The organism is Rahnella ecdela (assembly GCF_019049625.1).
GTDB lineage: Bacteria > Pseudomonadota > Gammaproteobacteria > Enterobacterales > Enterobacteriaceae > Rahnella > Rahnella ecdela.
In genome coordinates this window covers 115,333-128,787 of the sequence record NZ_JAFMOY010000133.1, presented here as the reverse complement: position 1 = coordinate 128,787, position 13,455 = coordinate 115,333, and the positions used below count along the sequence as shown (strand labels likewise).

The window sequence follows — 13,455 nt, the reverse complement described above, 5'->3', positions numbered from 1 at the left end:
GCTTCAACCCCTTATCGCTTTTACTTAGCTGTTTCCGCGTAATATTTTGTCCAGCATACGGGCTGGTAACAGGCGCTTAAGCACTGCCAGTGCATGGGCGACCAGGGTGACCGGATAACGAAAACGTGCGCGCGGGTTTTCTAAAGCATGGTGCAGTTTGGGTAAAACTGCCTCCGGCTTGAGTGTAAAACGTCGTGCAATGCCCGGATTTACTACCGGCTGGCCGGCCTGAGACTGACTGACGTTGGCGGTGAAGTTGCTGCTCAGCGGGCCGGGTTCAATCAGGCTGACCTGAATCCCCGTGCCATGCAGCTCCATACGCAGCGTGTCGGACCAGGCTTCCAGCGCAAATTTACTGGCGGCATAAACGCCACGACGCGGCGTGGTAATCAGCCCCATCACCGAACTGGTCTGGATAATGCGGCCTTCGCCGTGCGGCAACATGGCGGGCAGCAGGAGCTGGGTCAACTGATGCGTACCGAAAAGATTCGTGGAGAATTGCTGCTCGAACTGAGCGCGGCTGATGGTACTGAGCGGACCGTAAACGCCATAACCGGCATTGTTAAACAGGCCGTACAGGCGGTTTCCCGTCAGCGCAATCACTTCGGCGGCGGCGAGTTCGACACTCTGTTTGTCATCAAGATCGAGCTGAACAGTTTCAAAACCCATTTGTTGCAGCGTGTCGATATCCTGGGTTTTACGACATGCCGCCAGTACCCGGTAGCCGCGGGCGCGTAAATCTTGTGCGGCGACTAACCCGATACCACTGGAACAACCGGTGATTAATACAGCTTTTTGCATAACTTTACCTGTGGGATGTCCCTATTTTTTATGACTGTGATTTACTAGGGAGTCGGATGAAAAGGTAACGTCTTGGTTTTACTCACGTCCCGGTATTATTTTATTCGTCGTATTTTAAACTTAATGCGTCAGTAACGGCGTGAGTTTTTCTGACATCCAGTCGGCAATAAACGACTGTGCTGCCAGCGCCGGATGTAATCCGTCGTCCTGCATCCATTCAGGTTTTACGGCGACCTGTTCCATAAAGAACGGCACCAGCGGGATGTTTTCCTGCTTCGCCAGCGCCGGATAAATGGCGTAGAACGCATCACCGTAGCGGCGGCCATAATTAGGCGGCAGGCGGATTTGCATCAGCAGCGGCTCGGCATTGGTCTTTTTGACCTGGCTGATAATCTGCGTCAGCGTTTGCGAAATAGTTTGCGGCGGGAAACCGCGTAATCCGTCGTTGGCGCCCAGTTCAATCAGCACCCAGCGCGGATGATGCTGTTGCAGCAAAGTTTGTAAACGCGCCAGCCCTTGTTCAGCGGTATCGCCACTGATGCTGGCGTTAATAATGGTGGGCTTTCCACCTTCCTTTTGCCATTTGTTATTCAGTAATGTCGGCCAGGATTCGGCTACCGGAAGGCGATAGACAGCACTCAAACTGTCGCCAATAATCAGCAAGTTATCAGCAGCAACGGCGCGAAAACTCAATAATCCTAACAACATAAGGAAGGGGAGATGCCAGCGGAAAATATTCTTGAAGTTCATCATCTAAGTAAGCACGTCGGTCAGGGTGAAGGTCAGCTCACCATCCTGTCCGGTGTGGAGCTGGTTGTCAAACCCGCCCAGACAATTGCTCTGATTGGCGAATCCGGTTCCGGTAAATCTACCCTGCTTGGCATTCTTGCCGGGCTGGACGATGGCTCCAGCGGCGACGTGAAATTACTCGGTAAATCTCTCGGAGAACTCAACGAAGAAGGGCGTGCAGCGCTTCGGGCAAAAAATGTCGGCTTCGTGTTCCAGTCGTTCATGCTGGTGCCGACGCTTAACGCGCTGGAAAACGTGCAGCTTCCTGCGCTTCTACGCGGAGAAAGCGACAGCAGCAGCCGTCGGCAGGCGGTGCAGTTGCTGGAAAGCCTCGGACTGGGCGGGCGTCTGCATCATCTTCCGGCGCAGCTTTCCGGCGGCGAACAGCAGCGCGTGGCACTGGCGCGGGCATTTATCGGCAAACCCAAATTGCTCTTTGCCGATGAGCCGACCGGTAATCTGGATCGCGCGACCGGCGAACGTATTGTTGACCTGCTTTTTTCACTGAACCGCGATGCGGCGACCACGCTGATCCTGGTCACGCACGACGAACAGCTGGCGGCACGTTGTCAGCGGCGGTTGCGTCTGCGCGACGGGAAATTGTGGGAGGAAGCATGATCTGGCGCTGGTTCTGGCGGGAATGGCGTTCGCCATCGCTGCTTATCGTCTGGCTGGCGCTGACGCTGGCGGTCGCCTGTGTGCTGGCGCTCGGCAGCATCAGCGACCGCATGGACAAAGGGCTGAGCCAGCAAAGCCGCGAATTTATCGCCGGCGATCGCGTGCTGCGTTCTGCCCATCCGATTACTGAAGCCTGGTTGCAGGATGCGCAGTCGCAGGGGCTGAAAGTCAGCCGCCAGCTCTCTTTCATGACCATGACGTTTGCCGGTGAAACACCGCAGCTGGCAGCGGTAAAAGCCACCGATCTGGCGTATCCGCTGTATGGCGCGTTACAAACTGAACCGGCAGGGCAGAAACCTGAGCCGGGCACCGTGCTGGTCGCGCCGCGTTTACTGGCGCTGCTGAATGTGAAAGTCGGCGACAATCTCGATGTCGGCGACACCACACTGAAAATTGCCGGTGTGATTGTTCAGGAGCCGGATTCGGGCTTTAACCCGTTCCAGACTGCGCCCCGAGTGATCATGAGTCTGGATGATGTGCCAAAAACCGGTGCCATTCAGCCAGGCAGTCGTCTGACCTATCGTTATATGTTTGCCGGTTCGCCGCAGGCCATTCAGACCTATGGCGAGGCAATCAAAGGTTTGCTCAAGCCCGATCAGCGCTGGAGCGGAATGGAAGATTCCGAAGGCGCGCTGGGTAAATCGTTGCAGCGCTCCCAGCAGTTCCTCACGCTGTCAGCACTGCTGACACTGATGTTGTCGATTGCTGCCATTGCTGTGTCGATGGGGCATTACTGCCGCAGCCGTTACGATTTGGTCGCAGTGCTGAAAACGCTGGGTGCCGGGAAAAAGGCGCTGCAAAAACTGATTATCGGTCAGTGGCTGGCAGTGCTGGTGCTGGCGGGAATTTGCGGCAGCGTGGTCGGCCTGGTATTTGAGGCAGTACTGATGAAAGTGCTGGCGCCGGTTCTGCCTGCGGCCTTGCCGCCTGCCGGTGGCTGGCCGTGGGTATGGTCGATGGGCGCGATGGTGGTGATTTCCCTGCTGATCGGCATACGTCCTTACCGCCAGTTACTGGCCACCCAGCCGCTGCGGGTGCTGCGTCAGGATGTGGTGGCCAATGTTTGGCCGCTGCGTTATTTCCTGCCGGTGATGGTGCTGGTCGTCGTTGGTCTGCTGGCCGCGCTGATGGGCGGCAGTTCGCTGCTCTGGTCACTGCTGGCCGGCGTGCTGGTGCTTTCGCTGTTGCTCGGTGTGATTGGCTGGGGCGCGCTGCTGTTATTACGCAAACTCACCTTCCGTCAGTTGCCGCTGCGCCTTGCGGTTAACCGTCTGCTGCGCCAGCCATGGGTGACGCTAAGCCAGCTGGCCGCGTTCTCGATGTCGTTTATGTTGCTGGCATTGCTGCTGGTGATGCGCGGAGATTTGCTGGATCGCTGGGAGCAACAGCTGCCGCCGGACAGCCCGAATTACTTCCTGCTCAACATCACCAAAGAGCAAATTCCGCAGGTCACGGATTTCCTGCATCAGCATAAAGCGGAGCCGGAAACCTTCTATCCGATTGTGCGGGTTCGCCTGACGAAGATTAACGATAAGGTCGCTACGGATATCATCAAGCCGGACGACGCGGGCGGGGAAGCAGTGAACCGTGAGCTGAATCTGACCTGGATGGAAGGACTGCCGGATCATAATCCGCTGGTCGCAGGTAACGGGCCGCCGAAAGCCGGTGAAGTGTCGATTGACGAAGGGCTGGCGGGGCGTCTTGGGCTGAAACTTGGCGATACTGTAACATTCAGCGGCGATACGCAGGAATTCAGCGCGAAAATTACCAGCCTGCGTAAAGTGGACTGGGACAGCCTGAAGCCGAATTTCTACTTCATCTTCCCGCCGGGCGCGCTGGATGCACAGCCGCAAAGCTGGCTGACCAGTTTCCGTTATCACGGGGATGTCAGCACCATTACACAGCTTAACCGCCAGTTCCCGACGCTGAGTTTGCTGGATATAGGTTCGATTCTGCGTCAGGTCGGACAGGTATTGCAGCAGGTGAGCAGGGCGCTGGAAGTGATGGTGCTGCTGGTGATGCTGTGCGGCGGCTTGCTGTTGCTGGCGCAGATTCAGGTCGGCATGCGACAGCGCCGTCAGGAACTGATCGTGTACCGCACTCTGGGTGCCAGCAAAAAAATGCTTCACCGGACACTGTGGTGCGAATTTGCCGTGCTCGGACTGGTCGCAGGTATCGCCGCAGCAATTGGCGCGGAAGCCGCATTATGGCTGCTGCAACGCAAAGTGTTCGATTTCCCGTGGGAACCGAATTACCTGATGTGGATTGCGGTACCGGTAGTCAGCGCGGTGCTGTTGTCCGTCTGTGGCGGCTGGCTGGGTGTGCGGTTGCTGCGGGGACGGGCCTTGTTCCGCCAGTACGACAGTTGATGGTTTTGCTCCTCCCCTGCGAAGGGGGAGGAACAGATCGCCTTAAAGCTTCTCAATCGCCCATTCAATACCGCTGGCGTATTCTGCTGGCAGCATCGGGATCAGTGCAGTCAGGTTTTCTTTCAGCAGGCTGGCGCTGGCATCGTTGAGATTCAGGTGTCCGACTTTACGACCCGGACGCACGTCTTTCTCGTACCAGTGTAGATTCACCAACGGCAGGTTCAGCCACTCTTGTGACACATCCGTACCAATGAGATTCACCATCACCGACGGGGTACTGACTACCGGTTTCGGCAGTGGCAGACCGAGAATGGCGCGAAGGTGCATTTCAAACTGGCTGTAGGATGCACCGTTTTGCGTCCAGTGCCCGCTGTTATGCACGCGCGGAGCCAGTTCGTTGATCAGCAAACCTTCGCTGACCACGAAACATTCCATCGCCATCACGCCGACATAATTCAGTTCGTTGAGGATGGCCGACAACATGCTTTCCGCCTGCTGTTGCAGGGCGGCGTCCGGCTTCGGCAGTGCCACGCTGGTGCGCAGAATGCCGTCCTGATGCAGGTTGTGCGTCAGCGGATAAAACACGGTTTTGCCGTCGTGTCCGCGCGCACCCACCAGCGAAACTTCGCCGGAGAAATTGATACCCTGCTCAACGATACATGCGCCGTAGCAATCCTGCGGCAATGTATTTTCTTCGCCGCAACGCAGACGCCACTGACCACGGCCGTCGTAGCCGCCGACGCGGCGTTTAACAATCGCCAGTTCGCCAATCTCTGAAAAGACCTGCGGCCATTGTGCGGCATCAGCCAGTAACTGCCACGGCGCGGTCGCCAGACCAAGCTGATCAAGCAGCTGTTTTTGCGTCAGGCGGTCGGCCAGACGCGGGAAAATTTCGCGGTTAACAAACGCTTTGTGTGTCGCCAGTTCGCGGGTCAGCGCGGTCTCCGGCCAGCGTTCGATTTCTGCGGTGATGACGCTTTGCTGATAAGGCACGGCTTCCGGTTCGGCATCGAGCCCGACGGGATAAACGGCGATCCCCAGCGGTTCACCGGCCTGACGCAGCATTCTGCCTAACTGGCCGTTTCCGAGTACGCAAACCGGCTTCATGCTTCCTCCCGCGGATCGGGATTGTTCAGCACTTCGTCAGTTTGCGCAGTGCGCCATGCGGCCAGATTTTTGGCAATTTCAGCATCGTGCAGTGCCAGAATTTGTGCAGCCAGCAACGCGGCGTTAGCGGCACCGGCTTTACCAATCGCCAGCGTACCGACCGGAATACCACGCGGCATTTGTACGATGGAATACAGACTGTCGATGCCACTCAGGGCCGCACTTTGCACCGGAACACCGAGTACCGGCACCAGCGTTTTTGCCGCCAGCATACCCGGCAGATGCGCCGCGCCGCCTGCGCCTGCGATGATCACATCAAAACCATTGGCAGAAGCCTGCTCAGCGAAAGTGAACAATTTGTCCGGTGTGCGGTGAGCGGAGACGATATCGACATGGAAAGGAATATTCAGCGTTGTGAGGACTTCGGCGGCGAACTGCATGGTCGCCCAGTCACTTTTAGACCCCATAACGATGGCGATTTTTGCCGGGGTAACGTTGGATGACATGTCTGTAAAGCTCCTGTGGTTCGGAAATAGAAACTGCGAGGGCGCAAATCATAGCACGCTCCGCGAGGGAGGAAAACGGTTGCGTCGCCGGAATACGGCGCATTTTTGATGAGAAGTTTGCCGCAGATTTGTATAATCCGAGCCAATATATTAATGACTAATTTGACTGGAATCTGATTTATGACGCAGGCTTTACTGGCACCGATTTATGATTTTCTTCACTGTGAAACGCCCGCATTGTGGGTGGATGTGGCGCTGGAAAATCAGACGGTCATGCTGATTGACCACGCGAACTGTGAAAAGAAAGCGGCGGCGACGGCGATGAGCCTGATGACTAAATATCTGGATCGCACCGAATTGCTGTTTTGTGCGGCGCGTCTGGCGCGTGAGGAGCTTCATCACTTTGAGCAGGTGGTGGAAATCATGCAGAAACGCAATATCACGTATACCCAGCTTTCACCGTCGCGCTACGCCAGTGGCATGATTAAACATACCCGCCATCACGATGACCTGAATATTCTGGTCGACCGTCTGATTATCGGGGCGTACATCGAAGCGCGTTCGTGTGAGCGATTTGCCAAGATTGCACCGTATCTCGATGAAACTCTGTCGCGCTTTTATACGTCGCTGTTGCGCTCAGAATCACGTCATTTTGCCGATTATCTGGCGCTGGCCGACCAATATGCGGTAACGGATATCAGTGAGCGTGTGGAAGAGTTTGGCAGGATTGAAGCGGAACTGATCCTCACACCGGATGAACAGTTCCGCTTCCATTCAGGCGTACCCGTTACCCTTCATACTTAGAGCTGCTGATGCGTTGACTGCGCTCATTCACCCCGGTCACTTAGTCAGCTAAATTCCCAGGGGTTCATGAGCTTGTCGCCTTCCAGCAACTCGAATTCTTTCGGGTAATTTTGAGATGACTTAAAACGGGAAGCTGATCAGCTCGACGTTATCGGCGGTGACTTTCACCATCGAGCCTTGTTCGTGCCATGCGCCGAGAACTACACGGTGGCCGGTTTTATTGTCCAGAGGTACATCGTGGATCGCCGGGCGATGGGTATGGCCGTGGATCATCCACTCGACGCCTGCCGCCTGCATTTCGCTGACCACAGCCTGCGGGTTCACATCCATAATTTCCAGTGATTTTCCCTGATTAGATGCTTTGCTGTTGGCGCGCATTCTGGCGGCAATACCCAGTCGCCATTTCAATGGCAGCATCAGGAACAGTTTCTGAATTAACGGATTGTGGACTTTTTTGCGGAAGTTTTGATAAGCGATGTCGTCGGTACACAGCGTGTCGCCGTGCAGTATCAGAACGCGGCGACCATACAGCTCGAGCACTTTTTTCTCCGGCAGCAGCGTCATCAGGCTGTCGCGCGCGAAGCGTCTGCCGAGCAGAAAATCGCGGTTGCCGTGAATGAAGAAGCAGGGCACACCTTGCTGGTGTAACTTATTGAGTGCGGCAGAGATTTCGGCATGAAGCGGCTGCGGATCGTCGTCACCAATCCAGGCTTCGAACAGATCGCCGAGAATGTACAGGGCGTCGGCCTGCGGCGCATCTTCACGCAGAAAACGCAGAAAACCGGCAGTGATTGCCGGTTCCTGTGCGCAAAGATGGATATCTGCGATAAAAAACGTGGTCATCCCGACGTTAATTATTCGATGACTGTGACGCTTTTGATCACAACATCTTCTTTTGGAACGTCCTGGTGCATACCGCTGCGACCAGTTTTGACGGCTTTGATTGCGTCAACAACGTCCTGGCCTTCAACCACTTCTGCGAATACGCAGTAACCCCAACCTTGCGCGTTTTTGCCGCTGTGGTTCAGGAAATCGTTGTCAGTGACGTTGATGAAGAACTGTGCAGTAGCAGAATGCGGATCGTTAGTACGAGCCATCGCCAGCGTGCCTTTGGTGTTTTTCAGGCCGTTGTCTGCTTCGTTATCGATAGGCGTATCGGTGTTTTTCTGGTTCATGCCGGGCTCAAAACCGCCGCCCTGGATCATGAAACCGTTAATCACACGATGGAAAATTGTGTTGTCGTAGAAGCCTTTACGGCAATAGTTCAGGAAGTTTTCAACCGTGGCTGGCGCTTTGTCAGCGAAAGTTTTAATGACGATGTCGCCGTGGTTGGTGTGGAAAGTGACCATAATTATCATCCTGCTAATGTTGATGTGTGCTCTGTGTTAGAGCGGCTACTATAGCCTTTTCTTATACCATAACTCAAAAGTTGCCGTCAGCAGCGCCTTTGTGACCACTAAAGCCCGTCTGGCGGCCTTATGCCGTTTCGGTGAAATCATTTTCGTTATATTATGGCCGTTAATGTCGCTTAAATGCGCCAACGTCATTTTCTACGCCCAACACACGGAATAGCCTGATGCTGAAGATTTTTAATACCCTGAGTCGCCAAAAAGAGGAATTCAAGCCAATTCATGCCGGTAAAGTCGGGATGTACGTGTGTGGGATCACTGTTTACGACCTGTGTCATATCGGCCACGGTCGCACCTTTGTGTCTTTCGACGTAGTATCGCGTTACCTGCGTTACGTCGGTTATGACCTGAAGTATGTGCGTAACATCACCGATATCGACGATAAAATCATTAAACGTGCCGCTGAAAATGGCGAAACCTTCATGGCATTGACCGATCGCATGATCGCAGAAATGCACGCTGATTTTGCTGCACTGAACATTTTGCCACCGGATTCCGAGCCGCGCGCGACCGGTCACATTCATGAAATCATTGATATCGTGCAGAAACTGATCGACCGTGATCACGCGTATGTGGCGTCGAACGGCGATGTGATGTTCTGGGTGGAAAGCGATCCGGATTACGGTGTGTTGTCCCGTCAGGATTTGGATCAGTTGCAGGCTGGCGCACGTGTCGAAGTTGAAGCCAACGTGAAGCGCAATCCGATGGACTTCGTGCTGTGGAAAATGTCCAAGCCGGGCGAACCAAGCTGGACCTCACCGTGGGGCGAAGGCCGTCCGGGCTGGCATATCGAATGTTCGGCGATGAATTGCAAACAACTCGGCGCGCATTTCGACATTCACGGCGGCGGATCTGACCTGATGTTCCCGCACCACGAAAACGAAATTGCTCAGTCCAGCTGCGCGCACGACGGCCCGTATGTGAACACCTGGATGCACTCCGGGATGGTGATGATCGACCGCGAAAAGATGTCCAAATCACTGGATAATTTCTTTACCGTGCGCGATGTCCTGAAATATTACGATGCTGAAAGCGTGCGTTACTTCCTGATGTCAGGCCATTACCGCAGCCAGCTGAACTACAGCGAAGAGAACCTGAAGCTGGCGCGTACGTCGATGGAGCGTCTGTACACCGCGCTGCGCGGTACTAACGCCAGTGCAACGCCAGCCGGTGGCGAAGCGTTCGTGGCGCGTTTCCGTGCTGCGATGGACGACGACTTCAACACGCCGGAAGCCTATTCCGTACTGTTCGATATGGCGCGCGACATCAACCGCCTGAAAACGGAAGATATGGCGGCGGCCGACGGTCTGGCAGCAGAACTGCGTCAGCTGGCCGGTGTGCTGGGCTTGCTGGCGCAGGATCCGGAGCAGTTCCTGAAATCCGGTGCTCAGGCGGATAACGACGATGAAGTCGCAGAAATCGAAGCGTTGATCAAACAGCGTAACGATGCCCGCGCCAGCAAAGACTGGGGCATGGCGGACAAGGCGCGCGATCGCCTGAATGAAATGGGGATCGTCTTAGAAGATGGAGCCAACGGCACCACCTGGCGCCGTAAATAATCTCCTTCAGACTCCGGTTATTTTGGAGATGCGAGATCTCAACAGCCTCCTTTTTGGAGGCTTTTTTATAAGGACTGTCCTGTGACTCAAATGCTTCTGACGTATCAGCCTCCGTATGACTGGCAGTGGATGACGGCGTTTCTCGGCGCTCGTGCGTTGCAGGGCGTGGAGCAGCAGGATGGCGATTATTATCAGCGGACGCTGGCGATAATGTACCGCGGCGTGCGGCTGACCGGCTGGTTGCGGCTGCGGCCTCTGGCGGACGTTAACAGCGTCGAACTTGAGGTTTCTCCGTCGCTGGTACCGGTTGCGGAAATTGTGGCCAGTCAGGTGCGGCGTTTGTTAGATCTGGATGCGCAGCCATTACTGATCGCTAAGGGATTAGGGGCGCTGGCGGAAAACGCCGTGGGATTACGTCTGCCGGGCTGTATAAACCGTTTTGAACTGGCGGTCAGAGCCATTCTTGGGCAGCTGGTGAGCGTGAAAATGGCGGCGACTCTGGCGACACGGCTGACCGAAAAATGGGGCGAACCGTTGAACACGCCGTTTACAGCACTGACGCATTTGTTCCCGTCTCCGGCAGCGGTCGGAAAATTAACAGTGGATGATTTGCGCGGTATCGGCGTGCAGGCCAAACGCGCGGCGTGTCTGATCAATATTGCGCAGGCAGTGGAAGAAGGGCGGTTACCGCTGGATGAAATCACCGATGTGCAGGAAGGTGTCAGACAATTGCTGGCGATGCCGGGGATTGGTAGCTGGACCGCCAGTTATGTGGCGATGCGGGCGTGGTCTGCGCCGGATGTTTTTCTCGGTGGCGATTATCTGATTAAGCAGCGTTTTCCGGGCATGACGCCGGGAAAAATCGCCCGTTATGCACAAGTCTGGAAACCGTGGCGCACTTACGCCACGCTGCATTTATGGTTCAATAATGACTGGCAGCCGGATAGCCCTTAATCCGCAACAGCTAGTGTTTTTCCGGCGGGATCACGCTGTTGTCAGTGTGAACGGTGGCGATTTTCTGTTCCGGTTCGTAGCGAAAAACCCGTCCCCGTCCGTTATTTTTGGCGGTATAACAGGCCTTATCCGCCTGCGCCATATATTCGCTGCCGCTGACATCGGGGTCATTCATGTTGGTTAATCCGGCGCTGGCGCCGATGCGGTAGATTTTACCTTCCCAGACAAACTCGAACTGATTGATTTCACTGACCAGTTTCGCAAGCGTGCTCAATCCCTGTTCCGCCGGACAATCAAATAAGATCAGCGCAAATTCATCGCCGCCCAGCCGCGCGAGACGGTCGCTGTTGCGGATGTGTTCCTGCATCAGCGTACTTATCTGGCGCAACAGTTCGTCACCGGCGGCGTGCCCGGCAGTGTCATTAATTGCTTTAAAACGATCCAGATCGATGAATGCCAGGCAGTGCGACTGATGCGCAGCGGTTATCAGATTCAGGGCTTTTTTCAGACTGGACTCGAAACTGCCACGGTTCGACAATCCGGTCAGTAAATCGTGAGACGCGCTGTAGCTGAGCTTGCGCATCAGCTCGCGGGATTTACTGACGTCCTGCAATACCAGCACGATACCGATCGGTTCGTCTTTCAGAGTACGCAGCGGGGAAACCGCCAGCTGGACATCAAACAGGCCGGTGTGATGACCGTGCAGCACCAGGGATCGCTCAACAGAAGAGTGAAGATTTTCGTTAATATCAAATTGCAGCAAGTTGTCGATAAGCGGGCCGTCTTGCCCTTTGCTGATCAGCACAATGCGGTTCACCGGCTGGCCCTGCGCCTGTTGTTCCGTCCATCCGGTCATTTTCTCCGCTACCGGATTCATGAACGTGATGTTCATATTCCGGTCGGTAGAAATCACCGCTTCGTTAATGGAGTTGAGTGTGATGTGCAGCAGCTCTTTTTCTTCATGCAGCGCTTCCGACAGACGCTTATTGGTCACCTCGGTGTGCTTGAGATCGTTGATATCTTCAATCTGAGAAATGAAATACAGCGGGTTATGCTCTTCATCGCGTACCAGCGACACCGCCAGTAACGCCCAAATCACTTCACCACTGCGACATAAGTAGCGTTTTTCCATGGTGTAGTTCTGAATTTCATCGTTAAGCAGCTGCTCCAGCAATGACAGATCCTTACCCAAATCTTCCTGGTACGTGATTTCCTGGAAGGTCAGCGTGGTGAGATATCCAGCCTCATAACCCAGCAAATTACACAGCGATTTATTCACCTGTAACAGTCTGCCTTGCGGGGACACCAGCGCCATGCCAATCGCCGAATATTCCATCGCGTTGCGAAACCGGTTTTCACTCTGCGTGATATGCGACTTCTCTGCCCGCAGGGTTTGCATCGCCATCGCCATTGCGTTTGCCGGGGTCAGGATCAGCAGCAATGGCAGGAAAATAAGTCCCTGTGGAATTTGCACGACGGCATGCGGCTGCACGGAAACAATGCCGCTGGTGTGCAATAAAGCAATCATCAGCGTCATCGACAAAAAAATGATAAACGCTTCGACGCGAGGTAAACGGATGGCACACCATAACAACGGAATGGTGATAAAGGCGAAGGTATATGGCAACCATTTGAGCGCCAGAAAACCTGCGGCCAGCGTGATGATGAGCGTCAGCAGCAGCCCGAAAAATCGTTCTGAGGTCAGGGTTTTCCTGAAATAACCGCGCTGATAAATCAGTCCGAGCGGGGTGAGTGCCAGGATGGCAACGGCCTCTGACATGAACCAGGTGGCAAACCGGCTTTGCAATTCCACTGGTGAATGAACATGCAGGATAAACAGCATCATAATAAAGGAGCTGACCAGCGGGCAGAAAATCACCGCAATCAGCAGGAATCTGACCCAGTGACCGAGGCCGGAAAGGGGATCCTGCGCCGGTAACATCCGGCGCAAAAGTGCCGCGCAAAGCGAGGCTTCAAAAAGATTGTTGAGCAGATAGGGCAGGTAGCGCAGGAAAGGGGTGCCCAGAACGGTGTGCGCTGCGGCAATACCCAGAGCGCTGGCGCACAGCAAAGGTAGCCAGTCACGGTAACGGTGATGGAACAGCGCCGGGATCATCAGTGCTGTCGGCAACCACAAACCCGCCAGACTGGACGATTTCTGAATCACACTCATACAGGCGAGCGCCATCAGGCAAACTGAAATGCCTAACAGTACGTGTGATGTCCAGTTCGCCCGATTGAGTAAAATCGAGGGTGGTTTGTTTTTTTCCACGGTGAAAACCTTTTTCTGGCTGGTGTTTGGATCCAGAACAGTTGCAGTGATGGTCGTTTTTCTGTTTTTTTATCACTTACGCGTCACCATGAGCACTTTCGATGACAGTTACTCTCAGTATCGGAAAAGCATGACTAATTATTAATATAAATTTTACATTACGTTGTAATAGTTCATGAATATTCCGGCCTGTGGCCGGAATATGAG

At 54.7% G+C, this 13,455-nt stretch carries 12 protein-coding genes; 5 read left to right on the top strand and 7 right to left on the bottom strand.

Going from position 1 to position 13,455, the window contains the following annotated elements:
* Positions 1 to 24 precede the first annotated feature (24 nt).
* Both J1784_RS23900 and tesA read right to left on the bottom strand, forming a co-directional pair.
* Positions 25 to 801 carry an SDR family oxidoreductase gene (locus J1784_RS23900; RefSeq protein ID WP_217151257.1) on the bottom strand — a complete coding sequence of 259 codons (777 nt, stop codon included), beginning with the start codon at positions 799 to 801 and terminating at the stop codon, positions 25 to 27.
* A 120-nt stretch (positions 802 to 921) separates the two neighbouring features.
* Entirely contained in the window at positions 922 to 1,551 is a 630-nt protein-coding gene (gene tesA, locus J1784_RS23895; protein WP_238485713.1) for a multifunctional acyl-CoA thioesterase I/protease I/lysophospholipase L1, read from the bottom strand.
* Here tesA and ybbA point away from each other — a divergent pair.
* Together ybbA and ybbP are read left to right on the top strand one after the other, a co-directional pair.
* Positions 1,522 to 2,208 (top strand): putative ABC transporter ATP-binding protein YbbA, encoded by a 687-nt coding sequence (ybbA, locus tag J1784_RS23890; RefSeq protein WP_217151255.1) that lies wholly within the window; start codon positions 1,522 to 1,524, stop codon positions 2,206 to 2,208. The two genes, tesA and ybbA, sit on opposite strands and share 30 nt — an antisense overlap.
* The gene (gene ybbP / locus J1784_RS23885) at positions 2,205 to 4,637 is read left to right on the top strand and encodes a putative ABC transporter permease subunit YbbP (protein ID WP_217151254.1); all 2,433 of its coding nucleotides are present in this window, start codon (positions 2,205 to 2,207) and stop codon (positions 4,635 to 4,637) included. Before ybbA ends, ybbP begins: the two co-directional genes overlap by 4 nt.
* A 42-nt stretch (positions 4,638 to 4,679) precedes the next feature.
* Here ybbP and purK read toward each other — a convergent pair whose 3' ends face one another.
* Positions 4,680 to 5,744, bottom strand: a complete 1,065-nt coding sequence (gene purK, locus J1784_RS23880) for a 5-(carboxyamino)imidazole ribonucleotide synthase (protein ID WP_217151253.1) — start codon at positions 5,742 to 5,744, stop codon at positions 4,680 to 4,682.
* On the bottom strand, positions 5,741 to 6,250 hold the full coding sequence (purE, locus tag J1784_RS23875) for a 5-(carboxyamino)imidazole ribonucleotide mutase (protein ID WP_112287560.1): 510 nt from the start codon (positions 6,248 to 6,250) through the stop codon (positions 5,741 to 5,743). Before purE ends, purK begins: the two co-directional genes overlap by 4 nt.
* A gap of 180 nt (positions 6,251 to 6,430) precedes the next feature.
* On the opposite strand from purE, the gene J1784_RS23870 reads away from it, so the two are divergent.
* Positions 6,431 to 7,054: a MiaE family protein gene (locus J1784_RS23870; RefSeq protein ID WP_217151252.1), complete on the top strand. Its 624-nt coding sequence runs from the start codon at positions 6,431 to 6,433 to the stop codon at positions 7,052 to 7,054.
* A 120-nt stretch (positions 7,055 to 7,174) separates the two neighbouring features.
* Here the strand turns inward: J1784_RS23870 and lpxH are convergent, their stop codons facing one another.
* Both lpxH and ppiB read right to left on the bottom strand, forming a co-directional pair.
* A complete protein-coding gene (gene lpxH / locus J1784_RS23865) occupies positions 7,175 to 7,897 on the bottom strand; it encodes a UDP-2,3-diacylglucosamine diphosphatase (protein ID WP_217151251.1) in 723 nt (240 codons plus the stop codon).
* A gap of 11 nt (positions 7,898 to 7,908) precedes the next feature.
* Positions 7,909 to 8,403, bottom strand: a complete 495-nt coding sequence (gene ppiB / locus J1784_RS23860; protein WP_217151250.1) for a peptidylprolyl isomerase B — start codon at positions 8,401 to 8,403, stop codon at positions 7,909 to 7,911.
* A 227-nt stretch (positions 8,404 to 8,630) separates the two neighbouring features.
* Here ppiB and cysS point away from each other — a divergent pair, with 227 nt between their 5' ends.
* Positions 8,631 to 10,022: a cysteine--tRNA ligase gene (cysS, locus tag J1784_RS23855; protein ID WP_217151249.1), complete on the top strand. Its 1,392-nt coding sequence runs from the start codon at positions 8,631 to 8,633 to the stop codon at positions 10,020 to 10,022.
* A 90-nt stretch (positions 10,023 to 10,112) separates the two neighbouring features.
* The gene (gene alkA, locus J1784_RS23850; protein ID WP_238485712.1) at positions 10,113 to 10,976 is read left to right on the top strand and encodes a DNA-3-methyladenine glycosylase 2; all 864 of its coding nucleotides are present in this window, start codon (positions 10,113 to 10,115) and stop codon (positions 10,974 to 10,976) included.
* 10 nt (positions 10,977 to 10,986) lie between these two features.
* Here the strand turns inward: alkA and J1784_RS23845 are convergent, their stop codons facing one another.
* Positions 10,987 to 13,248 carry a diguanylate cyclase gene (locus J1784_RS23845; RefSeq protein WP_217151247.1) on the bottom strand — a complete coding sequence of 754 codons (2,262 nt, stop codon included), beginning with the start codon at positions 13,246 to 13,248 and terminating at the stop codon, positions 10,987 to 10,989.
* Between the last annotated feature and the right edge of the window lie 207 nt (positions 13,249 to 13,455).

What these genes read in the sequence shown, in the direction of transcription:
- J1784_RS23900 (WP_217151257.1), bottom strand. Translation starts at nt 801, where the DNA reads ATGCAAAAAGCTGTATTAATCACCGGTTGTTCCAGTGGTATCGGGTTA.
- ybbA (WP_217151255.1), top strand. Translation starts at nt 1,522, where the DNA reads ATGCCAGCGGAAAATATTCTTGAAGTTCATCATCTAAGTAAGCACGTC.
- tesA (WP_238485713.1), bottom strand. Translation starts at nt 1,551, where the DNA reads ATGAACTTCAAGAATATTTTCCGCTGGCATCTCCCCTTCCTTATGTTG.
- ybbP (WP_217151254.1), top strand. Translation starts at nt 2,205, where the DNA reads ATGATCTGGCGCTGGTTCTGGCGGGAATGGCGTTCGCCATCGCTGCTT.
- purK (WP_217151253.1), bottom strand. Translation starts at nt 5,744, where the DNA reads ATGAAGCCGGTTTGCGTACTCGGAAACGGCCAGTTAGGCAGAATGCTG.
- purE (WP_112287560.1), bottom strand. Translation starts at nt 6,250, where the DNA reads ATGTCATCCAACGTTACCCCGGCAAAAATCGCCATCGTTATGGGGTCT.
- J1784_RS23870 (WP_217151252.1), top strand. Translation starts at nt 6,431, where the DNA reads ATGACGCAGGCTTTACTGGCACCGATTTATGATTTTCTTCACTGTGAA.
- lpxH (WP_217151251.1), bottom strand. Translation starts at nt 7,897, where the DNA reads ATGACCACGTTTTTTATCGCAGATATCCATCTTTGCGCACAGGAACCG.
- ppiB (WP_217151250.1), bottom strand. Translation starts at nt 8,403, where the DNA reads ATGGTCACTTTCCACACCAACCACGGCGACATCGTCATTAAAACTTTC.
- cysS (WP_217151249.1), top strand. Translation starts at nt 8,631, where the DNA reads ATGCTGAAGATTTTTAATACCCTGAGTCGCCAAAAAGAGGAATTCAAG.
- alkA (WP_238485712.1), top strand. Translation starts at nt 10,113, where the DNA reads ATGCTTCTGACGTATCAGCCTCCGTATGACTGGCAGTGGATGACGGCG.